Origin of the sequence: Parapedobacter koreensis, assembly GCF_900109365.1 — a bacterium.
Classification (GTDB): Bacteria; Bacteroidota; Bacteroidia; order Sphingobacteriales; family Sphingobacteriaceae; genus Parapedobacter; species Parapedobacter koreensis.
The window spans coordinates 236556-261619 of the sequence record NZ_FNZR01000006.1; the positions used below are offsets into that span (position 1 = coordinate 236556).

The 25064-nt window shown below is 50.1% G+C and carries 12 protein-coding genes; all 12 read right to left on the minus strand.

From position 1 onward, the window contains the following. Window positions 1–38: 38 nt before the first annotated feature. Window positions 39–1523: a hypothetical protein gene (locus BMW65_RS15720; RefSeq protein ID WP_090606782.1), complete on the minus strand. Its 1485-nt coding sequence runs from the start codon at window positions 1521–1523 to the stop codon at window positions 39–41. Next, window positions 1507–1857 carry an MmcQ/YjbR family DNA-binding protein gene (locus BMW65_RS15725; protein WP_090606783.1) on the minus strand — a complete coding sequence of 117 codons (351 nt, stop codon included), beginning with the start codon at window positions 1855–1857 and terminating at the stop codon, window positions 1507–1509. Before BMW65_RS15725 ends, BMW65_RS15720 begins: the two co-directional genes overlap by 17 nt. A gap of 36 nt (window positions 1858–1893) precedes the next feature. Then, the gene (locus BMW65_RS15730) at window positions 1894–4287 is read right to left on the minus strand and encodes an ABC transporter permease (protein ID WP_177181158.1); all 2394 of its coding nucleotides are present in this window, start codon (window positions 4285–4287) and stop codon (window positions 1894–1896) included. Between the two features lie 79 nt (window positions 4288–4366). Next, window positions 4367–4519, minus strand: coding sequence for a hypothetical protein (locus BMW65_RS24245; protein ID WP_177181159.1), 153 nt, complete (start codon window positions 4517–4519; stop codon window positions 4367–4369). A gap of 88 nt (window positions 4520–4607) precedes the next feature. Beyond that, complete coding sequence (locus BMW65_RS15735) at window positions 4608–7004, minus strand: ABC transporter permease (protein ID WP_090606785.1); 2397 nt, start codon at window positions 7002–7004, stop codon at window positions 4608–4610. A gap of 126 nt (window positions 7005–7130) precedes the next feature. Then, window positions 7131–9500, minus strand: coding sequence for an ABC transporter permease (locus BMW65_RS15740; protein ID WP_090606786.1), 2370 nt, complete (start codon window positions 9498–9500; stop codon window positions 7131–7133). Window positions 9501–9906: 406 nt separating this feature from the next. Continuing rightward, a complete protein-coding gene (locus BMW65_RS15745) occupies window positions 9907–12300 on the minus strand; it encodes an ABC transporter permease (protein WP_090606788.1) in 2394 nt (797 codons plus the stop codon). Between the two features lie 47 nt (window positions 12301–12347). Then, complete coding sequence (locus tag BMW65_RS15750; RefSeq protein ID WP_090606789.1) at window positions 12348–14720, minus strand: ABC transporter permease; 2373 nt, start codon at window positions 14718–14720, stop codon at window positions 12348–12350. Window positions 14721–14740: 20 nt separating this feature from the next. Further along, on the minus strand, window positions 14741–17122 hold the full coding sequence (locus BMW65_RS15755) for an ABC transporter permease (RefSeq protein WP_090606791.1): 2382 nt from the start codon (window positions 17120–17122) through the stop codon (window positions 14741–14743). 90 nt (window positions 17123–17212) lie between these two features. Beyond that, window positions 17213–19633, minus strand: a complete 2421-nt coding sequence (locus BMW65_RS15760) for an ABC transporter permease (RefSeq protein WP_090606792.1) — start codon at window positions 19631–19633, stop codon at window positions 17213–17215. A gap of 268 nt (window positions 19634–19901) precedes the next feature. After that, window positions 19902–22286: an ABC transporter permease gene (locus BMW65_RS15765; RefSeq protein ID WP_090606794.1), complete on the minus strand. Its 2385-nt coding sequence runs from the start codon at window positions 22284–22286 to the stop codon at window positions 19902–19904. Between the two features lie 281 nt (window positions 22287–22567). After that, the gene (locus tag BMW65_RS15770) at window positions 22568–25012 is read right to left on the minus strand and encodes an ABC transporter permease (RefSeq protein WP_090606795.1); all 2445 of its coding nucleotides are present in this window, start codon (window positions 25010–25012) and stop codon (window positions 22568–22570) included. Window positions 25013–25064: the final 52 nt, after the last annotated feature.

Consider the following 25064-nt stretch of genomic DNA (forward strand, 5'->3'; position numbering starts at 1 on the left):
AGCTGTTAAAAGATGTGAAACCGATCGGGTGTCCGCTATTAACTGATGTCGGACAGCAAGCTGGCCAACTCCTCTTGCATAGCCCTTCGGAAGCTGTAGCGGCGATACAATGCCTGTGCCAATTCGGCTATACGGGGCTTGCCCCGGGGAATGTCTTCAACGACCTTTCGCATCACGCTTACTAATTGCTGATATTGGCGACGGCCGTTGGCTTGGTCGGCAAATACTTCCAATTGATGCAGGTAAAGTTCCAAAAGTGCATCTGGATACTGGGGCAGCAAAGCCTCATGGTATGCCATGGTTGTTTCCAGCCGGTTTTCTTGCTGTACGGCAATCAGCAGGCGATCCCAGGAGCCTTCTTCAATAAAGATCTGACCGAGTGAAACGAGCAATAGCGGCGCTTCGGTACGCCAATGTGCGGGCATGGCCTTCCATTGTTCGGTAGCCTTTTTGGTCACGGTTTCAATATGGGCATTGATCACCTCGGTCCACTCATCGGGCGGGTAGGTCGCTTTCCATGCGCGATAGTGGTCCAGCGATAGCCCATGGGTGCCCAAGGCGAGCTTCTTTGCCGATTGGCGGATGGTGGGCACGTCATTTTCCAGCTGGGCCACCCGAAGCAACTGCTTTTCCCACATGGATGTAACACCGGGATGTTGCGCCGCGTCAGCTAATGTGATACCTTCGGCAATCAACGCCTTGGCTTGCTGAAAGTCGTTCGTTGCTAACAACCTTTCGAGCTTTCTCATCCGGACAGGAGGTCTCGTCAGGTGTTCTTCAATCAACCGCGTGGCCTCATCTGTTCGGCCGATTTCGGTCAGGTAATCTATTTTGGCGGCAAGCAGGAAAGACGTTTGGTAATCCGTATAATAGCCTGCAGCCTGTGGCAACTGTTCACCCACATGCGCAAGGAATGCATCATGCTCACCAAATAACAAGGACAGCCGCGTGAACACCGCAAAAATCCGGGGATAGAAATCGCCGTATTCGTGATAAATGGGATTGCGTAGCTCCTGCTCCACAAAGCCGAAAAGCTCCTGCTTGAGCTCCATGGGCGCCAAGGGCAATGTCGAAAGGGTATCAAGCAAATCCAGCAACACGTGAATCACCGTACTTAAGTAACCACTGGAATCATCGCTCTTGGTGATGGCGTCCATTGCAGCAGGCAATGTTCCTGAGAACAACGCGTAAGCGTCGCGCATATTCCCTCGTTCAAGCAGCTGTTTCCCGTCTGATGTGAGCCTGCTTAATTCCTTGGTCATTTTGCTGTTTGCCCGGTAGTCGATAAATCCCTGCCGGGTATATTTTTGGATGATTTTTTTCGCTGCATCGGCGTAATGCTGGCTTGCATCTACACTGCCTTCGCGGCCAGCGAAATACAGTTCGAAATCTGCTTTGAACCCTTTGTGGCGTGTAGCATAGTCCAACACAAATTGGCGGAACTCTTCCAATCCGATGTCTTGCACCAGTTTTTTGAGATTCCGGCGCTTTTTGGGTACTGCAGGTTTAGTCTCGTCTTTCATAAGCATTTAAAGCCTTTTTGCCCACCCGTTGTTTCCAGCCCGCTACCAAAAGGATACGTAATTCATCGGGATCCACACGTGGTAGCTTCACCAAGACATAGTCGTAATTCCGGAAATGGTCATTGGTGAAATAGACAGCCGGGTCTTTCTCCATCCACTGTTGCTTTTCGCGTGTGTATACAGAAAGCGTTTCTCCGTCTTCCTGCAGCCGTGCAAATAATTTTTTGCCAGCGTAAAATCCGGGGGTGCCGTGGCAGGGCTTTTCCGAGCACTCCGGCAGTTCAGCGACCGCACTGCGGATGATGTGCAGGAAAAAGGAATAATCAGCTTCCATGACGGATGTTTTTACGAAGATAGGAAATTTGATCGGTCATTCATCTCGTAGGCTGTCGATCGGATTGGCCAACGCGGCTTTAATAGCCTGCACACCTACGGTAACCAAAGCAATCATCAAGGCTACCACGCCTGCTAACGCAAACACCCACCATTGGATGTCAATCCGGTAAGCGAAGTCTTCCAGCCACTTATTCATGGCCCACCAGGCAATGGGAGAGGCCACGAGCAGAGCTATGCCCACCAGTTTGACATAGTCTAAGGAAAACATGCGGACGATACCCGTTACCGATGCCCCCAGTACCTTACGGATTCCGATTTCTTTCACACGTTGCTCCGTGGCATGCACCACCAACCCGAAAACGCCAAGTGCAGCGAGGAGTAAGGTCAATGCACTGAAAAAGGTAAACAATTGTCCCTGTTTGGTTTCTTTTTCATATTGCCCCTTAACCAAATCATCTACCCATTCCATGTTTAAAGGCTTGCCAGCATGGAATTGCTGCCACAATTCGTTAACGGATTTTATGACTTGGGACTCTTTGCCTTGTTGTACTTTAATCAGTATATTGGCGTATTGCAAGATGTCTTCGGCTATGACCACCGTCGGGACGATGGGATTACGTAAGGAGATACTATGAAAATCATCAATGATGCCCACGGGAATGATGGAAAGCTCCTCAATGGGCCGCCCCAGTTCAGTCACGCCAAACAGTTTTGCCGTGCTGGCCGTTAGCAATGCATTTTTAGGTTGGTTTTCATCTTCGATATCATGAGACTCAAAAAGCCTGCCATCCCTTATTCGGAAGCCCAATAGATCGGGTAGATGGGTGTCGCCAGCGATGAAGCTGACCATTACCTTTTCACCTGATTTATTGGGATGTTCCACAGACTTGGCCATATGCCCTGTACCTCTTGTGGGGGCCCACGCTGCTACGCTCACGCGTTGAACACCGGCCAGTTGTTCAAGTTCGTTTTTGAGGGCTGACCGGTTGTTTCCAAGTGCAAATTGCGGAATATTTAGCACCCGATCCGTATCGAATCCCACATCTTTTTTTTCCATGTATTGCACTTGCCGCCAGACAGTAATCATTCCAATCAGCACCAGCAACGCAACGCCAAATTGTAAAGTTACCAGCATATGGCGTATCCATGCCCCCGCTAAGGAGGTTGTATTCCCTATGCGGTTTTTCAGAGCATTGGTGGTGTTAAAACCCGAAAGCATCCATGCGGGATAAGTTCCAGTAACCACACTAAGCATAAGAATTGTGGATAAGAAAATGAGGAAAAGCGAAAGGTTGCCCAATAACTTGAGTGTGAGTGTATGCCCAAGAAAAACCTCCAGTGGGCCGAGTGACAAAACATATAAGCCACTTGCTAACAAAGCTGATAGGACAAAGAACATCAGTGACTCGGTGAGATATTGTATTAATAATTGCCTCCTTCCAGCCCCAAGGACCTTGCGTACACCGGTTTCCTTTAATCGCCGCACCGCCCGGGCAACACTGAGATTGACAAAATTGATGCAGGCGATAAACAGCAATAATCCCGCTACGACCGAAAAAATATAAATATTGCTGAGATTGCCACTGACACGTTGGTAGGAAGAGTAAGGAGTAAGGTATACTTCCTGTATAGGTTGGAATTCATACACTGGAATCCGCTTTTTAGTATCTTCTGAGGCTTCCGTCAGAAATTCCCGATACCATCGGTTTGCTTTCGTGGCAAAGGCCACCATATCGGTGTTCGGCTTCATGAGCAACAGCTGTTCGTCATAATATCCCCAGCCCTCTCTGCTCAATTCATGGCTGGATGGCATGGCTACCTGTATGGCTTCAGCACGGAGGTAGGTGTTTTGTGGCAAATCGGCCATCACCCCAGTAATGAGATAAGGAGTAGCTTCTTCGCTGTAGGCTGATACGCTGTACATTATTTTGCCAACAGGACTCTCGTTTGAAAAATGCTTTTTCCGAAAGCTTTCGGAGATGACGAGATTATTTTGCCCAGCAACATAGTGTTTGGGTGTGCCGTCAATAATGTCGATATCGAGTAATTTCCAAATATTGGTGTCGGCGTAAATTGCATCCAACTGGATAGCTGTTTCATCCGTCTTATCCTTTCGCATCCAGCGTTCTATAGCGTACACAGTTGCTGCTGCTTCCACGTCAGGGAAGTTAGCTTTAAAGGTGTTGCCCAAATTTGCATAGACCGAAGGGTTCTTACCCGCTAGGCCAGCAGTCGTATCGGATGTGATGATGCGGTATAGCTCATTTTTATGCGACCAAAACTTGTCATAAGAAAGGTCATCCAGCACCACCGTGCCCACCAACATACAGGCGCACAGCCCGATAGTAAGCCCAAGGATGTTGATAGTGGCGTAAGTCTTGTCCTTGACCATCGTACGCCAGGCGGTTTTAAGGTGGGTTTTTAGCATTTTTTTAGATGTTAGACAACAGATATTAGACACTGGACTTGCTGACTCCGGACTTGCGGACTTCGCCTCCGGACCAAAATTACTCATTCCCCAACTTTCCTTTTCCTTCCATCGCTTTTACGTTGGCTGCGGACACGACCTTGGAGACGTCAGCGAAGCGCCACGGATCCAGACGTGGAGCAGTGAACCTAAAGCCTACTTCACTCCCTCCAAACTTTCCCTTCCTCATCATGGTTTTTACGTCCGCTGCAGACACGACCTTGGAGACGTCAGCGAAGCGCTACGGATCCAGACGTGGAGCAGCGGACGTAAAAGCCACCTCACTCATCCCGCAGGCTATTCACCGGGTTAGCCACCGCAGCGCGGATGGCCTGTCCGCTCACGGTGAGCAGTGCAAGGGTTACCGCCCCGAGCCCAGCCACGGCAAACATCCACCACTGGATGTCTATGCGGTAAGCGTAGTCCTCCAACCATTTACTCGTGGCCCACCATGCAATGGGCGAGGCAATCACCACGGCAATCACCACCAGCATCACAAATTCCTTGGAGAAGAGGGCCAGGATATTGGATATCGAGGCTCCCAATACTTTGCGGATGCCGATTTCCTTGGTGCGCTGGTAAGCCATCAGTGTAGCCAATCCAAACAGGCCGAGACAGCTGATGAAGATGGCCACCCCGGTCGTGTAGTTGATGATTTTGGCCATGCGGTGTTCCTGCGTGTACATGCGTTCGATGACCTCATCGTAAAAACGATAGGCAAAGGGCGTCTCGGGATAGATGGCCTTCCAGTCATCGGCAAAACGCTCAATGGTCGAAGCCCACCTTTTCGAGGCGGAGGCGTGCAGCTTGATGGTAATCGTTGAAGCATTTTCCGGAATACCCATCCTGATTTGCAACGGCCGGTTTTCCATTTTGAAGTTGAATACGTGGAAATCCCCCACCACACCTACGATGACTTGCTCGTCCTCCGCTTCACCGATCAGTTTACCGAGCGCCTCTTCCGCCGAGCCAAATCCAAAGGCTTTCACCGCTGTTTCATTCAGCATGATTTCGCTGCTTTGCTGCCCTGCGAAAGGCTGGCGTCCGGCCAGCAGCTTTACTTCGTATAGGTTCATCCAGTTTTCATCGATGTTTTTTACGAGGAGGTCGGCACGGATAATCCCCGAAGGTCCATTATACTCGACGGGATGGGAAAACACACCCGCTCCAAGGGGAATTTCGCCTATCGATACGCCCGCTACTTCGGGGTGTTTCAATAAGGCTTGCTGCAAGACCTGTTGCCTGCTTAGCGCCATGTCGTTTTTTTGTCTGGTATCGGTGATGTCCAGGGTGATAATGGCATCTTTGTTGAATCCCAAATCCTTATGTAGGGTATAGCGGAGCTGGAGGCCTACAATGAGGGCACCGATTATGAAAATCTGCGCGATGACGAACTGGAAGACAATTAGCATTCGCCGGAACACCAGTCCGCCGCCCTGTTGCCGATGGTCTACCTGCCCTTTCATCATTTTTACCGTATTTACCTTGGTGAGCAACCAACTGGGATAGATGCTTGATAGGCCGGTGATAACCAATATGAGGGCTGTCAAGAACAACGCGATACCTGAATAGTCGTAATAGCCAGACAACCCATCGGGGAAATAATCGGCAAACAGGCGGATGATTAACCCGTGTAGAAGAAAAGCAAGCAAAAGGGCCAGAAAGGTAATGCATAGTGTCTCGCCCATGAAACGCAGCACCAGCTGGCGCGACCGGCTGCCCAACGTTTTCCGTATCCCGATTTCCCGGGTGCGCTGAGGCAATATGGCCGTGCTGAGATTTACATAATTAATAATGGCCAGTAGGAGTAAGAAAGCAGCGATACCGGCTAAGCCGTAAAGGACGTTTTTATTGGCCGTACGGTGGTGCGGACTGTAATAGTCTGACACAAAATGCCTTTCGGCCACAGGGATGAAGGTGTACGAGTAGCTGGATTGGAAACGCTCGAAATAATCGGCGTTCCGTTTTGTGTTGATGGCGTTGATTTGGGACAGTACATTGGCCTGCGAGGTGCCGGGGTGTAATTTCAGGAAAAGTAAGCAGTTATTTCGCCATCCGAACTCCAGGTCGCTGGGCCATTCGCTTTCGGTAATCCGGAAAAACTCCTGTGCATCAAACGAGGTGTTGCCCGCCAGATTTTCCACCACGCCCGAGATGGTCATGGTTATTGTATCGCGGTAAGTGATGGTTTTTCCCATCAACTCCGAGGGTTGCAACCCAGGATAGTGATATTCGGCACGGCTTTGGGTCAGCACCACATCATGCGGCCCTCGGAGGGCCGTGGCCGGACTACCGGCCAGCCATCGGTAAGGTACCATGTCGAAATAGGAGGGAAGTACCGCTACTTGGTCCTTGAAGGCATCGCTTTTCCCGTAGTCCCTGTAGTACATGGGGATGATGGCTTCCACGCCTGTCACCTCGTTTTCGATGATCGGTGCGAGACCCATGGCTACAGCAGTGACGCCACTTTCCTGGCTATGGGAGCGTTGTTTCACGGCCAGTTGCACATAGTCGTTTAGGTTGGGCAACCCCTGGTCGTAGCTCAACTCGTAAGTCACCAACCGGTAGACGACGAAACTGGCGCAGAGGCCAATGCTCAATCCGAGGATATTCAGCGCGGTAAACAAGCGATTTCGCCACAGGTGCCGCAAAGTGGTTTTTAAGTAGCTCCCAATCATTTTTAGACAATATACATTAGACTTTTTGAATGCACCATCGCTTTTACGTCCGTTGCAGACACGACCTTGGAGACGTCAGCGAAGCGCCACGGATCCAGACGTGGAGCAGCGGACATAAAACCTACTTCACTCATCTCTCAATGACTCCACCGGATTAGCCACGGCCGCCTTGATCGCCTGATAGCTTACGGTTAGGATCGCGATGACAATAGCAATTAAACTTCCGAGAATAAACGTAAGCGCACTTAATTCTACCTTATAAGCGAAATTAGCCAACCATTGTTGCATGAGATAAAGGGCGATGGGACAAGCAATCAAGATGGCTATACATACAAGCAATACAAAATTTTTACCCAATAGTCGGACAATACTGAAGATGCTGGCCCCCAATACCTTTCGGATTCCAATTTCTTTGATGCGTGTTTGCGCCGCATGCGTTGCCAAGGCAAATAAACCGAGTGCCGATATGAATATCGCTATACCCGAAAAGATATTGAACAATAAACCTGTCCGTTTTTCAGCCTTGTATAGATTATCGAACTGCGCATCGATGAACGTATAGCTGAAAGGTGTATCCGATGGATAGCGATTATATATCGCCTCCAGCGCGTTGATGGCTTGTTGCGCTTGGGCAGTCGTCGTTTTAACGTACAAGGTGCCTGCTCCCCAACGTGTCCAGAACACCATCGGACCTATTTTCTCTCTGACGGATTTAAAATGGAAATCTTCCACCACACCGATGATTTGACCGGGGACATTGTGAAAGCTCATTTGGGCACCTACATATGGCGGTTTCAAGCCCATCTCTTTTGCCAGGGTTTCATTGATGATGTAGTGTGAAGAATCTGCTGGCAGGCCACTGAAATTCGAGCCTTCAAGGAAAGGAATATCCATCAGTGGAAGAAAGTCCTTATCGATGGTAGCTTGGGATACGACCAAGGGGTTGTCTTTCGATTTGCCCGGCCATTCGATATCACTGGTAGAATGAAAGTAGTCGATCAGGTTCCAGATCCCCGATAGCGATACACCCTGTATCGCCGGATTACTCGTCAGTTCTGCACGGATGGCATCCATGTGGTTGTATGCCTCTCCCGGCAGACCGAGGGTCAGGACATGGTCTTTATCATATCCAAGATTGATTTGCCGGATGAATTCAAGCTGGTTCCTGATGACCAGCGTACATACCATGAGCGTAACCGCGATGGTAAACTGGAAAACGACCAGCACTTTTCGCAATGTGTTGGAAGAGATCCGTCTGGTGGTTTTCCCCTTTAGCGATTCAACCGGGTTGAAAGCGGAGAGCTGGAGCGCCGGATAAATGCTGGATAGACACAGCGTCACGAAGACAGCTGCACCGATATACTTCCATAAGGCACCATTGCTGAGCGAATAATGCAGGGATTTCTGGGCGATTTCGCTATATCCGGGTGCCAACAAAAAGATAAGACCTAGTGCAATAAGTAACGAGAGGACAAACACAACGACTGTTTCCAGGACAAACTGCATGAAGAGCGCCGACCTGCTGGCACCGATGACCTTACGTATGCTCACTTCTTTTGCCCGGTCTATGGCTCTTGCCGTGCTGAGATTAACGTAGTTCACCGCCCCGATGATCAATAAAAGTGCTGCGATTGCCCCGAAAATCTGCACCATCCAAAGCCCGGCTTTGTTCCCGTCAGCAGCAATTAAGTGTACGATTTCCAGCGGAGCCAACATAAAAGCCGTGGAGTTCTCGCCGTTGCGGGCCTCGGTGTACGACGCGGTGATGGATTTACCAATGGCAAGCGGGTCGTTATTGGGTTGCGCCTTGATGTAGGTTTGAAAACTGTAGTTACCCAAATCCTCATCGATGGTTTTCCATTGGCCGTTGCCGCCCCATTTGGTAAAGCGCTGGGCATGGTATCCCAACGGGGCGACGACATCAAATTGGATAGAAGAATTCGCCGGCACATCTTTTAAAATACCGACAACAGCAAAGAGGTCTTCGCCGTATCGGAAAGTTTTACCGATTGCCTGTTGGCTGCTGAAAAGTTTCTCCGCAGTGGATTCAGTGATCAATGCGTTGGTAGGATTCGTTTGAAAATGGACAAGTGAACCTTCGAGCAACGGAAAGTTAAACATATCGAAGAAGTTGCTGTCTACGTAGGAAATTTTAATCCCGGTAACCGGACGCTTAAGGGCATCGTTGACCACCGTCGAATAATTGTCCTGTGAAACGCGCGTGGCCAGCTCCACCTGAGGCGCGTTTTGTGCAAATCTCGCGATAGGTCCGGGAGAACTTGTCCATATCGATCCGTTCGTTTCTGGATTGAGATGCGAATTTACGGTATAGAGTTGTTCATAATCAGGGTGGAATTTGTCAAAACTACCTTCATCCTGTACCCACAAAATAATCAATATCGACGTAGCAAGGCTGATGGATAACCCTAAGATATTGACCACGGTGTAGAATTTTTTCTTCGTTAAACTCCTTAATACTGTTTTTAGCCTGTTCATATCCTATTTTTTATGATTTAAACCGTACCCGCTTTACAAATATAAAATCCGCTCGTCCCGCAAATTCATCCTTCCCCAAAATGGCTTTACGTTCACTGTAGACACGACCTAGGAGACGTCAGCGAAGCGCTACGGATCCAGACGTGGAGCAGCGGACTAAAACATCCCTTACTCCTCCCGCAAATTCATCCTTCCCCACAATGACTTACGTTCGCTGCAGACACGACCTAGGAGACGTCAGCGAAGCGCTACGGATCCAGACGTGGAGCAGCGAACTAAAACATCCCTTACTCCTCCCGCAAATTCATCCTTCCCCACAATGGCTTACGTTCGCTGCAGACACGACCTAGGAGACGTTAGCGAAGCGCTACGGATCCAGACGTGGAGCAGCGAACGTAAGCCTACCTCACTCCTCCCGCAATGTATCTGCCGGATTTGCTTTTGCCGCCTTAAACGTATGGAACCCTACCGTCAATGCCGCCACAGCCAATACCGCCAGTGCTGCAATAAGGAAGACCCAGCCATTCAACGAAATGCGATAAGCAAACCCCTGCAACCACGCATTGGCCGCCCACCAACCCAATGGGATAGCAATCGTCACGGCGAGAGCAATCAATCGCATAAAACCCTTGCTCAACAACAAGCCAAGGTCAGCAATGCTCGCCCCCAGCACCTTACGGATGCTGATTTCTTTCATGCGCTGGCCCACCAGAAAGGCGGTCAATGCGAAAAGGCCCATGACAGCAATGGCGATGGCCGTGAAGCCGAAGAAATTGATAATCCGTTGTAAGCGGATATACGAAGCAAACAGTTGCTGAAAATTATCATCCAAAAACGAATAGCGAATTGGGAAAGCCGGCTCAATATTTTTCCACGCCTGTTCGATGGCCGATACGGAATTACCGATATCGTCGCCAGCGAGTTTTACCAGCACCGCTCCGGCCGATTGGAACACACAAGCATCATTGCCAATGGTATAGGCCACCGGCTTGATAGACTGCTCAAACCCGGATACGTTGAAATCCCGCACGACACCCACCACCTGTATCGAAACACTATCGCAACCGGGAAAATGGATGATAGCCCCAATGGGATCTTCGAGGTTCAGTTTCCGTGCACCAGCTTCGTTGATGATGGCACTGCGCGTATGTTGGTCGGCATAGCTATCGTCAAACAGGCGGCCCTGTACGAGGTCAATGCCCAGGGTCTTGAAATATTGTGCACTCACTTTAACGGAAGACATGCGATGCACTTCACCTGCATGTTTGAAGGCCCACGTGGAAGTATCGACATACACATCGCCCGGTACCGCCGTTGTTTTCGACACTTCCAAGACACCCGGCAGGCGCAATAGCGCACTCCGCATGGTTTCGAACCCAGCCTCCCGGGTCTTGAAGTCAGCCTCGATACGCAAGACCTGTTCGCCGGAGAAACCCCTCTCACGAGTCTGCATGTACTGCATCTGCTTGCTGATGACCAGCGTACCAATCACGAAAAAAGCCGAGACCACAAATTGCACGACGATGAGCGCATTGCGGAAAGCAAGTCCTTTGGTACCCCGCGTAAGGTCTCCTTTCAGTACATATACGGGGTTATAACGGGAGAGGAATACGGCTGGATACAATCCCGAAAGGACAATCACCGCAACCAAGCATAAGGCCGCTTGTAAGGCAATGGACGATGCGTTGCTTGCCTCCCAAAATGCCAGCTGGACATTAAATGCCGTATTGAAATAAGGTAGGGCAAGGCTGACCAACAGCGATGCAAGCCCCAAACTGACGGCACATTGTAGGGCAATTTCACCCAAAAACTGCCAAAGCAGTTGCTTACGATTCGAACCCAGCACTTTCCGTACACCTACCTCTTTGGCCCGCCGGATGGAAGCAGCAATGGATAAGTTGGAAAAGTTGATGGCTCCAGCAAGGAGCAACAGTGCGGCGAGCACAAGCAGTATGGAAACCGTGGTAAAGTTGCTATCCGCATGCTTCGGGAAGTTATGCAGGTCCTGCACCGCATCCACAAATAATCCAGCTTGATGTCCGGCTTTGCGGAAGTCCTGGAAAGACACGTTGTCTTTTTTCAGGCGTTGTTCGTAGTACAATTCGTCTACCTGCCCTTCGAGCACGGCCACCGGCACAACTTGATGGGTTTTTACATAAGTCATAAAGGACGTATTTCCCCATTGCTCCCTTGAACTGTCGATAAACTGTGTCCGTGCCACGACGGCTGCGTGAAGGTGCGAGGGACCATCGGGTTCCTTCATGACACCAGTTACCTCCAGTTCGAAGGCATCATGGACCTTGATGGTTTTGCCGATTGGATCACTGTCGCCGAACAGCTTCTTGGCCACGGACTCCTCGATGACGGTGGTGTTCGGTTTGTCCAGCGCGGTCGCAGCATGGCCTTGGACCAATTGGAAAGGAAATACCTTGAAAAATGAAGAATCGGCCTCCACGAAGTTCGGCTGGTAAATTTTACGATCGCCGACAGCTAAGAGCACTTCATAGTCTTCATAAGGTGATATCCGCGTGGCATGTGCTATCAGTGGCAGTTGGTTCTTGAGAAAGTCGGGCAACGGCGCATGAGTGCGCTTCATGATATCCTCGTCTGTCCGTTCGGATACCTTATACACTTTTCCCAATTCGGCATCCCAACGGTCGTAGTTCAGCTCATGGTTGAGGTACAATAGGATAACGAGGAAACTGGCCAGCCCAATGGCTAGGCCAGCGATGTTGATGGCACTGTATACCTTATTCTTCCAAAGGTTGCGCCACGCGATTTTGATGTAGCTTTTTATCATTTTTTAGACATTAGACAACAGACTCGCCTATCCTCACTTCTTTTCTTTTACTCATCCCTCAACGACTCGACCGGATTGGCTACCGCGGCCCGTATTGCTTGTCCACTTATTGTGAGCAACGCAATCACCGCCGCCACCAAACCCGCTATAATAAACATCCACCATTCAATGGCAATGCGGTAGGCGAAATCTTCCAGCCAGCTGTTCATTGCCCACCACGCGATGGGCGAGGCAATAAGGATGGCCAAAAGCACCAGCCGAATAAAGCCTGCCGAGAGGAGGTAGACGACACTCATCACAGAAGCACCCAGCACTTTCCGTACCCCAATCTCTTTTACCCGCTGCGCAGCTGTAAATGTTGCAAGGCCGAACAGCCCCAAACACGATACGATTAACGCCAAAACAGCAAAGCATGAGGCAAGCCTGCTCACCAGCTGCTCACTGTGGTATAATTTCGAAAATTCCCAGTCCGAAAATTGATAAGTAAAGGGGATGGCTGGATTTAAGGTTTTATTTACCTGTTCAAGGCCTTTCAGAGCAGGCGCGGTTTGCCCCGGCGCAATCCGGACGAGAATGGTGCCCCAACCCCAGTTTTCGTCCAACCGTACGATGAGCGGTTCGATGGTATGGTGCATGGAGTTGAAATGGAAATCTTCCAATACGCCAATCACTTGCCCTTGCCTTTGATCCCAGCCCAGGGATTGGCCAAGGGGCTGTTGAAGACCTATGGCACGTGCGGCGGTTTCATTGATAAGGAATGCCGCGGTATCTGCGCCAAACGCGCGGGAAAAATCACGCCCTTCCTTCAGCCGGAGGCGCATGGTGCTCACGAAATCATAGCCGACTACCGCATCGGTAAACGATAGGGTAGTGCCCGGTGGTTTGCTGGGCCAACTGACTCCCCACGTGTGGTGTTCGATATACGTGGGGGAGTTGCGCATTTTCGATACGGAGAGCACGCCAGGCACTGCAGAAGCTTGTGCTTTAAATGCTTCATAATTGGTGATCAAATTGCCTTCTATGGGGATGTATAGCAAGTTGTCGCGGTCATACCCAATCGTTGTATGCTGGATAAAATCCATTTGCCGCTGGAAGACCAGCATAGCTGCTATGAGGATGATGGAGAGGCTAAACTGGAATACAACTAACCCCTTCCTGAAAAACGCACCGCCCTTGGCTGTCTTCGCTTTCAATGCTCGTAAAGGGTTGAGCGACGATAGATACAATGCCGGATAGCTGCCGGATGCCAATCCTACGGCCAGCCAGATGCCGGATAGACCGAGCCAGAAACGGGCTGTAGTAATCGGTACGGAAAGTTGCTTGCTGGTAAGTTCCTGAAACAGGGGGAGCAACATAAATAATAGAACCAATGAGACAACGACAGCAGCACCCGTCAGCACCAAAGCTTCCAGTAGATAACGGAATGCTAATGATACACGGCTGGCACCGATTGTCTTGAGCAAGCCAACCTCCTTGGCCCGCTTCACGGCCCCTGCCGTAGCCAGGTTCATGAAGTTGATGCAGGCAATTGCTAAGATGAAGATAGCCAGTACCGTGAACAGCCGTACATATGCGATACGGCCGCCATTCGGATAGCCGTTTTTGAATGCGCCATTCAGATACCGGCTTGGGTAAGCCTGCAAAGCAAGCTCCTGTCTGACACCCGCTTGCGGGTCGATATATTGGTAGAGGAAGTCCTTGATTTTTTGTTCCACTGATTCCGGGTCGCTGTCCGGCTTTAGCAGAATAAATGTCGCTGGCGAGGCATTCCGCCACGTGCTGGCCCAAGCATTTTGTGTCATGAATGGTGCCCAACTGCGGAGAAAATCAAATTGTTGCGACGAATAGGATGGCAAATCCTCAAAAACGGCCGTCACACGCAGATCTTCTTTTCCTTCGAGGCTCACGGTTTGACCCATGGCGCTTTCCGGGCTTCCAAAAAAATAGGTGGCCATCATGTGCGAAATCGCGACCCCTTCCGGTGATGACAATGCCGAGGCTTTGTCGCCCAACAACAGCGGGTAGGTAAACATGGACAGGAAATCACTCCCGGCAAAGAAACCCAGCATCTTACCCGTCTTTCCGACGGCTTCCAGGTTGCTCTTGGTACCCGGTGCGGCGATATACTCAAAGCCACTGGCAAGTGCAATTTCAGGCACATTGGTTTTGAGTTCCTGAGCAAGTAATCCCTGTGTGGCGAAACTGGCTTCTACGCTTCCTTCGTAAAAATTACGGCTATACACCTGGAAGAGCCGGTCGCCCTGGCTGTGGAAATGATCCACGCGCTGCTCATCCTGTACCCACAGGAGGATAAAGAGGCTCGCGCAAATTCCCAGCGCCAATCCCATCATGTTGAGCAGGGAAAAAGCACGATCCTTTATCAGGAATCGCCAAATCGGTTTGAAATAGTTTGCTGCCATAACGTTTTTTATCACATAGTTCACTCATCGCGCAAAGACTGGACTGGATTCGAACGCGCCGCCCTTACCGTCTGAAAACTGACCACCAATACAGTCAATATCAGGGCACCACCAATTGCCACGGCAAAAATCCACCACGGTACAGCGGTACGGTACGCATATTTCTGCAACCAATTGTTCAGCGCATAATAGGTTGCCGGACTTGCAATGAGGCAGGAAATCAAGACCAATACGACGAAATCGATGGACAACAGCTTCCACAGTTGGAATACTGATGCGCCAACGACTTTGCGGATGCCGATTTCTTTGGTGCGTTGCTCGGCAACAAACGACGCCAGGCCGAAAACGCCGAGGCAACTGATAGCGATGGCCAGCAACGCAAATACCGTGGCCAGCTGGCCAATGCGCTCCTCATACGCAAATTTGGCAGCATATTCGGTATCGGCAAATTTGTAGTCAAATGGTGCATTGGGAATGACTTCTTTGAATACCTGCTCAATGCCCGCCACACACGCTCCTGTAGATAATTGCGGGTTCAGGCGGATGTTGATCCAGTTGGCATCCCCGTTCAGTAAATACACCGCTTGTTTGACCGGACTAAAAGGCGAGCTCATCACCACATCGTTGACAATGCCAATGATACGAAAGTCCATGCCGCTCCACTGCACGGTTTTGCCCAGCGGATCTTTCAGTCCCATAAATTTCACGGCGGCTTGATTGATGATAAGTGCCGCCGAGTCGGTGGAAAATTCCCTGGAGAAGTCCCGCCCTTCTTCTATATGCCAATCAATGGTTTTCCCGTACTCATGCGTCACCCAGATGGTGGCAAAATCCGTGGATAGATCCGGGTCTTTTCCCTCCCAGTCAAATCCACCGCTATTAGACCATACCGACGTAAGCGGACTGGAAGATTCGGCCATCTCCACGATGAGGTTTTTTTCCTTGAGGGCATGGCGAAGCACCTCAAACTTGCCGTAAAAATCGGGCGTAATCATCTGTACCATCATCAGGCGTTCACGGTTATAGCCGGTAGGGCGATCTTTGGTATACTGGATTTGTCGGAATACGATCAACGTGCCGATAATCAGTGCCAACGAAATCGTAAACTGCACCACTACCAGCACCTTCCTTGGCAGGCTTGCCGCACGGCCCGCCTTGAATGTTCCTTTCAATACATTCAGCGGGTTGAAGGACGATAGGTAAAAAGCCGGATAGCTGCCTGCTACGATACCCGTAAGCAGGGTAAATACCAGTCCTGCACCCCAAAACCATCCGTTCGTCCAAGGGATGGTCATTCGTTTGTCGGCCAACTCGTTAAACCAGGGTAATGCCACAATGACCAGTAGGAGGGCAAGCACAAACGCGATGTTGGCGATTAACGCCGACTCGCTTAAAAACTGGGCAATCAGCAATCGTTTGGGCGATCCTACGGTCTTCCGGATACCCACCTCCTTCGCGCGTCGTTCCGAACGGGCGGTGCTGAGGTTCATGAAGTTGATGCAGGCAAGAATCAGTACAAAACCGCCAATAATAGCAAATAGGTAGACATACTCGATAAGTCCGCCGGCCACTTTGCCATTCTTCCAATCGTTTCGCAGGTGCCAATCATCCATGGGATGCAGGATGAGTCGGGCTTTGAACCGCTTGTCTTCGTCGGATACTTTATTGAGCTTTGCATCCGCAATGGCGGCATTCACGCCATCAAAGGTCGCACCATCGGGAATCTGGGCAAAGCACTGAAAGGAATTGTTGCCCCATTGGGTAGCGGCATTTTTGAGCCACGATTCCGAGGTGAGGTATAACGACCACGGAGCGATGAACTTCAAGTCCTTGAATGTCGTGTTATAGGGCAGATCCTTGTAAACGGCCGTCACCCGCACATCCAGTTTTTGGTCGATTTTTAGCAACTGATTCAGGGGATCCACATCGCCAAAGAACGCCTTGGCGGTTGATTCAGCGAGCATGATGCTGTTCGGGTCACCCAGCCCGTTGATATGGCCTGCCAGGATATCCAACGTAAGCATATTTGGGCCGTCCACATCCATGTAGATGCCGTTATGTGATAGCTGCTTATCACCGTTTGACAATACATGAGGCCCCTCCCATGAGGCCATAACCACGTATTTGAGGTGGTCACCGTAGTTTGTTTTCAATTCTTCTCCCAACGGAAGGGGAATGGCGACACCCGAAAAAAATTCCCCGTTCCAAAGCTGGGTTTGCGTGATTTGTCCGATTCGCTCGTAGTTTTTATGGTAATGGTTGTACGACAGCCCATCCCAGATCCATAGTGCAATCAGCATAAAAACAGCCATTCCCATCGCCAAACCAGTGATGTTGATGAAAGCCGACTTCCTGTTTTTGGCGAGGTTTCGCCATGCGATGCTGATGTAGTTTTTTATCATTTTTTAGACATTTAGACAACAGACATTAGACAACAGACATTAGACAACAGACTTGCCTATCTATCCATCGGGATCTCGCTATGACGCGATTTACTCATCGCGTAAAGACTCGACCGGATTAGCCACCGCCGCCCGCATCGCTTGCCAACTCACGGTAAGCAGCGCTATCACCACCGCCACTAATCCTGCCAGCGCAAACATCCACCACTGGATATCGATGCGGTAGGCAAAATCTTCCAGCCACTTATTCATCGCCCACCAAGCGATGGGGGAGGCGATAGCTATGGCGATGAACACTAACTTGACAAAATCTTTCGATAGCAAACCCACAATGCCCGTTACGGTAGCTCCCAACACCTTGCGGATGCCAATTTCTTTGGTGCGCTGGAAAGCCGTAAGTGTGGCTAATCCAAAGAGGCCGAAGCAGCTGACAAGGATAGTGACGCCTGTGGCCAGTCCGATGAGTTTAGCCATCCGGTATTCGGATTCATACAGCCCCTTTATCCGTTCATCGTTGAATCGGTAGTCAAAAGGCGCATTGGGATAGATGGCTTTCCATTCCTGCTCCATCACGGCAAAGGCTGCTTTCCATTGCGAGCGGTCTGCTGGAAGTTTGATGTTGAAAGTTTGCAGTGAACTCCTGCGGTTGGAAGTCCCCAATGCGATGGGCTCAATCTCCACATGAAGATCTTTCTGGTGGAAATCGGCGACAATACCTACGATGGGGTATTGTTTATTCTGCATGGTCAGGATCTGGCCAATCGCTGCTTCTGGCGTGCTGAAACCAAAGGCCTTACGGGCAGCGTCATTGATGATGAGGTCACGCAACGTATCCGTTTGCCGGATGTTGGTACCCGCCAGCAGCTTCATCTGGTAGAGCGGCAGGTAGTCCGCATCAATGTATTTGCGGGGCATGTTGAGCCGCACTTGGCCTGTATCTGCGGCGTAATCAAAGGTGGTACCCCAGTGGCTGTTGTTCAGTGGTTCATGTCCCATAGCGATGCCTTCAATTTCGGGGCGTTGTGCGAGTGCCCGCTTATAGATAGCGGGGTCAATATCCGCACCCTGATCTGACCGATAGGGCATGGCAATATTCACCACGGCATCGTGTGTGAAGCCAAGGTCTTTATCCAAGGTGTAATTGAGCTGTTGCCCGATGATGAGCGCGCTGACGATAAATACCTGTGCGATGACAAACTGGAAGACGATGAGTGCCTTCCTGAAGTTAAGTCGCGCGCCCACGACCATTTTTTCTCCCTGTCCCTTTAGCACCTTTACGGTCTGTACTTTGGTAATGAGCCAAGCTGGATAAAGGCCGGCTGCAAGGGTAATGGTGCCAAGCAGCGTGAGCAGGAACAACACTAATCCAGTGTGGTTCCTGAAATCCCTCAGGCCTTCCGGAATAAATTCCGGAAAGACAACCATGAACAAGCTGGTGAGCGGGATGGCCAACAGCAAGGCAACAAGGGCGATAGCTAATGTTTCTGCAAGGAAATTGCCAATAAGCGCATGAGGTGTGCCGCCGAGTGTCTTGCGGATGCCGATTTCCCGGGCGCGTTGCGGCACCTGTGCCGTACTAAGATTCACGTAATTAATACAGGCCAGCACCAATAGGAAGAAACCGATACCCATCAAGCCATAAAGCGTATTCATGCTGGCCGACCGGGAACCGGTCGCATACTCACTGGCAAAATGCTTTTCAGCTAAGGGTAGCGCATCAAACCATGCCGTATAGCTACCTTCTTTTTGAAATTCAGCAGCAAATTCAAGCCGCTTCTGCGTAGCAAAATCAAGGGCTGGCTTGATGGATTTGCCGGGTTCGGTTTTGACAAACAAGATATTATTGGAGTTGAATGAAAGCCAGTTGTCGGACGTCCAGTCCTGCTGAGACACGGCAATAAACTCCTTTTCTTCAAAACTGCTTGGGTAATCCAAGTCAGCCACGATGCCCGTAACAGTACGGGCCAAGGTATCATAAACCAACGTTTGGCCCAGTATCTCTTCCGGCTTCAGGTCGGGGAAATACTCCGCAGCGCGCGACTCCGTAAGGACCACCTTATCCGGAGCGTCAAGCGCGGTTTGTCGTGTCCCGGCGAGCCACCGGTAGGGAATCATTTCGAAATAAGCTGGCAAGGTGGCTACCAGTTGGGGATCTTCTACGATTTTCTCCAGCCGTTCTTGCAGGGCAGGTATCGTCAATTTTTCAATATATTGATCATAAATGGGCACTATCAGCTCTATACCAGTGATATCCTGAGCGAGCGAAGAAGCCAACGGCAAGGGTATACCGCCGAAACCACTTTCTCCTCTTTCGTCCTTGAAACGTGCCACCACTTGATAGATTTGTGCTGCCTCTGGATGTGCCTTGTCGTAGCTCAATTCATAATCCACGATGCGGTAGATAATCCAGCACGCGCTGATGCCGATAGCAAGGCCCAGCACATTCAATGCCGTAAAGAGACGATTGCGCCATAGGTGGCGGAGGGTAGTTTTAAGATAGTTCCTTATCATAGCGGTTGCTGGTCAATGTGATGATCATTCCCGTTTTCTCGGTCACTAAATACAGTTATTGCGCCAAATTGATAAACTTCTGATAATAAAACTCTTGCATCGATGTTTGTCTTGATGGGTGTTCGATATCGAACACCTATTGTTCAATTGCGTACAGTACGGACATCTGCCGCCCCGCCATCGACCTCACCATCGGTACCAACCCCCGCCCCCGTTGTTTTATGCCCATTGCAGTCAGGCCCAGGAGATGTCAGCGAAATTACGCGATTTATTCATCGCGTAAAGACTCGACCGGATTGGCCACTGCCGCCCGCATCGACCGATACCCAACGGTCAGCGCGGCGATAGCCAACGTGATGCCAATAGCAGATAAGAAAATACCGGGTCCTATCGCTATCCGATAAGAAAAGTCCTGTAAGTACCGATCCATCCCCAGCCAAGCAATTGGTGCAGCGATGAGGAAGGCCACCAGCAACAGTCGGGCAAATTCACGACCGAAGAGCCAAAGAATCTGCGGTACCGTAGCACCCAGCACTTTCCGGACACCGATTTCTTTGGTTTTATGCAACGCCATGAATGATATTAATCCATATAATCCGAGGCAGCCGATTAAAATGGCTACGATGGAAAAGCCCTGGATGAGGTTGAGCATGATGTTGTCCAGTTCGTAAAATTCGGCGATGGATTCGTCCAGAAACTCGTAGGAATACACATAATCCGGATACGTTTCCTTCCATATCCGCTCAAATGCAGCCATGGAAGAAGCCAACTGCTGTCCGTTGAGTTTAATTGAACAATTGAAGTAATAAGCCGTCCACGGCATGATGCATATCGCGTCTTTTTCGCTATGGAGCGAATAATTGTAGAAATCCTTCACGACACCCACAATTGTACCTTTGTTCTCGTCGCCATTGACCGCGATAGGTTTGCCAATGACCTCCTCGGCTGACGCAAAGTTGAGGTTTTTGACAAAGGTCTCATTGACCAGAAACTCGTTGATGGTATCCGAAGGGAAGAAATTCCGGCCGGCGACCAGCGGGATATCAAATGTAGTCAGATACCGATCATCGGCATACTTCAAGTTGATGCTCCACCGTTCGGTGTCCGGCCGGTTGTCGTAGCGGATACCTGTTGTATTATTGGTGCCGGATGCCGGCGGCTGGAAATTGAGCGATACGTTTTCCACGTTATTGATAGCCGATAGCCGGTCTTGTAGTGTTTTCATCTTCGCCGTATTCCCTACCTCGGGTATGGGCAAGGTTACGATGGCATCCTTGTCAAATCCCAAATCGGTTTCCCGTGCATAGCGAATTTGGTTGGCAACGATGAGGGTACCAATGATTAATACTTGGGAGATGGTAAACTGCCCGATGACCAACACCCGCCGCAACGAGAAGCCGCCGATTTCCCGTTGCGTAATCTTGCTGCGCAACGCCTGTACCGGCCTGAAACCCGCCAAAACCAGTCCTGGGTAAGAGCCCGATAGAAATACCACGAACACCGCTATCGACACCAGGAACATCGGCAATTGCCAACTGCCGAATAGGCTTAGTTGCACTTCGGTGTTGAGCAACTGGTTGATGCCTGGAAGCGTGACCATAGCAATGCCGTAGGCAATCGTCATAGCAATGAACGTAATGATGGCTGTCTCGGCGATAAACTGCCAGAACAGTTGCTTGCGGTTGCTCCCCAATACCTTTCGGACACCGATTTCCTTAGCCCGATTGATCGCTTGGGCTGTGGCTAAATTGGTGAAGTTGATGGCCGCAGTCACAATGAGGAACAAGCCGATAATAAGCAGTGCCCATAGGTAATTCTTGTTGACATAACCGTCAAAGTCGGAATTGAAATGGATGTCGTTCAGTGGTTGAAGCTTAAATTTCCAGATATCTTTATCACGGCCTTTGTAGATGCGCTGAGGTAGCTCGGTTAACGCTTTGGTCACCTGTTCTATGGATATGCCGTCTTTTAACCGCGTATAGCATTTGGAACCCGAAAATACCCCTCCCCAGTTGTCTTCTCCACTATTGTTATTCAGCAACTCATGATACGAAGCAAAAATCTCTTCCTTAAAGTCCGTATTGTTGGGCAGATTCCTGAGGATCCCCTTCACCACGTAGTCGCTTTGATTTCCAATCCGGAGCGTTTTGCCCATGGGGTCCGCATCGTCAAAATATTTCTTGGCCATCCGTTCGGTGAGTACAATTTCATTGGGCTGGTGGAGCACTGTACTGCTATCGCCGCGCAATAATGGGAAATCGAAGATGGCGAAAAATTCCGGTTCGGAGTAGGCAACGGATTCTTCAACAAACCGCTTGTCGTCGCCTGCATCGGGCACAGCCACCATCACATTGCGGTAGTCTACCTTTCGTGCGGTGTATTCCGCAAAGCTGAAATCTTCGCGCAAAGCTTTACCCAACGGTCTCGGCACACCCGGTGATCGATTTATCCCGTCGTCATGCCATTCCGTGACCAAGCGGTAAATCCGATCCTGCTGCGGATGGAAATTGTCGAAACTGAGATGGTAGCTGACCATCGTGAAAATAAGTAAAGCACTGGCAATACCCAATGCTAAGCCCAACACATTGATGAATGCGTAAGACTTGTTGCGCTTAATGTTGCGCCAAGCGATTCTAAAATGGTTCTTTATCATTTTTTCAGTGTTCAGTGATCGGTAGTCAGCGGTCTGTTGTTATTACCGATCAATCATTATAGATGTACTTGAATCTTTATCCTTGTTTCTTTTACCCTTGCCTTTCTTCGTCCACTACCGGTCACTCGCATCGATTCCCGCCATTGTAGACGAAACCTATGAGACGGCAGCGAAGCCCGCCGGATCCAGTTGATGAGCAACGGCTGGAATCATCCACCACAGATCATTCGTCACGCAGCGAATCCATCCCGAAATGCTTCGGGATCTCGCTATGACGCGATTTACTCATCGCGTAAAGACTCGACCGGATTAGCCACTGCCGCTCGGATCGCCTGCCAGCTTACGGTGAGCAAGGCAATCATTACCGCAGCCAATCCCGCCACGGCAAATATCCACCATTGGATGTCAATGCGATAGGCAAAGTCTTCCAACCATTGGTTCATCGCCCACCAAGCAATGGGCGTAGCGATAACGATGGCAATAGCTACCAGCCGCACGAAATCTCGGGACAAGAGTCCCACAATGCCTGTGACGGTGGCACCCAGCACCTTGCGGATGCCGATTTCCTTGGTGCGCTGTTCCGTAATGAAAGCGGCCAGTCCAAATAACCCGAGGCAAGCAATTAAGATGGCCAGCGTGGCAAAGCAGGTAAAAATCATGCCTATACGCTGTACATCACCGTACATGGTCGCAAAACTTTCGTCGAGAAACGTAAAGCGTATTGGTTGCTCAGGAGCAAATTCCTCCCATTTCGCGGTGATAGCAGCTATAGAAGCCGACAAATTCCCGCCATTGATTTTCACAGCCATGATGCTCGGGCTGTTACCCAGAACCAAGCAGACCCCACCAACCTCGTCTCTCATGGGCTCGAAGTTGAAGTCTTCCACGACACCGACAATCGTCATCTTTTGCCGGCTATTGGTGATTTGTGCGCCAATCGGATTCGTCAGCTGCAAAGACTTGGCGAGGCTTTGGTTGATGATGGCAGCTTCCCTGTCTGTGGCCAATTCCCGATTGAAATTTCGGCCCTCGACAAGATGGATGCCTAAGGTAGGAAGATAATTCTCGTCAATTTGCCAGAATTGACCACCCACAGAAGGGTCGGCGTTTACCCGACCTTCTCTCCAGAACGAATTTCCGTTCCGCTTTACACCGTCCATTTGCACGGGCAGGTAATCGCTTACCGTAACGTCCAGTACGTCTGGAAGGTTACGAATTTCGTCCTTCAAGGTAGTTACTTGCTTCCCTAGGGTATGCGTGGCTTGGATAAGCATCACCTGATCTTTGTCAAAGCCGATTTTCCGGTTCAGGATAAAGCGCATTTGCTGGTTGATGATGAGCGTGCCCACGATGAGGATAATGGATGTGGTAAACTGAAAAACAACCAATCCGTTGCGTAGGATAGGATTTCTACTTCCCCGGCTCAACTGACCTTTGAGCACGTGTATCGGACGGAACCCCGATAGGTAGAGGGCTGGATAAAGGCCGGCGAGCAACCCAATTCCAAGGGCCGACAGGAGGATGATGGGAAGCAGCCACGGGCTGGTCCAGGGAAAAGTAAGGCGTTTGTCGGCCAACTGATTAAAGAGCGGCAGAAACAGCCACGCCAACAAGGCTCCCAAGATGATGGACAATATGCTGTAAAGTACAGACTCAATGAGAAACTGCGTGGTTAAGCTACTTCGGTATGATCCCACAACCTTCCGAAGACCCACTTCCTTTGCCCGATTTGCTGACTTGGCGGTAGATAGGTTAATGAAGTTGATGCAAGCGATTAACAAGATAAAAACAGCAATGCCACCGAATAACCAGACGAAACGGATATCTCCTTTGGCGCTGCCTTCATTATAATCGCGGATGTCATAAGAATGAAGGTGGATACCTGGAACCGGTTGCAATAGCAGCCCGGCTGTTTCGATACTTTTGGGAATTTGATGACCTGAAGCCTTCAGCGCGGGGATGAGGTAGTGTTCCACGTAATTTTTAGTGGTTTTCTTTTCCAATTGTCGGACATCGGTACCGGGTTTCACCTTAAAATACGTCACGTAGTTGCTAGCGAGCCAATTAGTCTGTTCGCCATCATAAAAATGGATGCCAGAGAGCGTGAGGAAAATGTCGTACCCGTATAAGTGGGAGTTAGTAGGAATGTCTTGAATGATGCCTTTGACGACATAGGGCTTGCTTTTGTCGTTGTTCAGGTAAATTACCTTATCAATTGGATTGCTATCGGCGAAATACTTGTTTGCTTTGGAAGCAGTTAGGACTACCGTGTTGGGCTGGCTCAGCGCATACTGGCGATCGCCGTATACCATTGGCAACTGAAGGAGGTCCAACAACTGCTGATCCATGTAGATTACACCGTCCTCGTGAGCACTTTCCGGATGGCTATCGGTAGCTACCTGATTGCTGCCAGCCCCAAAAAGCGGATTGGGAAGTAGGCGGCCCGCCTGTTCGATTTCCGGAAAGTCTGCCTTCATGGCTTCCGCAAAAGGCCCCTCAAACGAAATCCCTTTGATCACATTGCCATTGTCGGTGAATTGGCCGACAACCCGGTACAACCGGTCGGCATCAGGATACGACTGATCGTAGCTGGTTTCATGGATGGTGTACAACGTAATGAGCATGCATGCAGCGATACTGAACGCAAAGCCTCCGATTTTGATGGCCGAATACAAGCGGTGTTTTGTCAGGTTCCGCCACGCGATTTTTAAATAATTCTTTATCATGTCTTTTTGTTTTATGCTTTAGGCTTATTGCTTATAGCCTACAGCCTGCACC

Coding starts and splice junctions, on each gene's coding strand:
- BMW65_RS15720 (WP_090606782.1), bottom strand. CDS start 1,523: ATGAAAGACGAGACTAAACCTGCAGTACCCAAAAAGCGCCGGAATCTC.
- BMW65_RS15725 (WP_090606783.1), bottom strand. CDS start 1,857: ATGGAAGCTGATTATTCCTTTTTCCTGCACATCATCCGCAGTGCGGTC.
- BMW65_RS15730 (WP_177181158.1), bottom strand. CDS start 4,287: ATGCTAAAAACCCACCTTAAAACCGCCTGGCGTACGATGGTCAAGGAC.
- BMW65_RS24245 (WP_177181159.1), bottom strand. CDS start 4,519: ATGATGAGGAAGGGAAAGTTTGGAGGGAGTGAAGTAGGCTTTAGGTTC.
- BMW65_RS15735 (WP_090606785.1), bottom strand. CDS start 7,004: ATGATTGGGAGCTACTTAAAAACCACTTTGCGGCACCTGTGGCGAAAT.
- BMW65_RS15740 (WP_090606786.1), bottom strand. CDS start 9,500: ATGAACAGGCTAAAAACAGTATTAAGGAGTTTAACGAAGAAAAAATTC.
- BMW65_RS15745 (WP_090606788.1), bottom strand. CDS start 12,300: ATGATAAAAAGCTACATCAAAATCGCGTGGCGCAACCTTTGGAAGAAT.
- BMW65_RS15750 (WP_090606789.1), bottom strand. CDS start 14,720: ATGGCAGCAAACTATTTCAAACCGATTTGGCGATTCCTGATAAAGGAT.
- BMW65_RS15755 (WP_090606791.1), bottom strand. CDS start 17,122: ATGATAAAAAACTACATCAGCATCGCATGGCGAAACCTCGCCAAAAAC.
- BMW65_RS15760 (WP_090606792.1), bottom strand. CDS start 19,633: ATGATAAGGAACTATCTTAAAACTACCCTCCGCCACCTATGGCGCAAT.
- BMW65_RS15765 (WP_090606794.1), bottom strand. CDS start 22,286: ATGATAAAGAACCATTTTAGAATCGCTTGGCGCAACATTAAGCGCAAC.
- BMW65_RS15770 (WP_090606795.1), bottom strand. CDS start 25,012: ATGATAAAGAATTATTTAAAAATCGCGTGGCGGAACCTGACAAAACAC.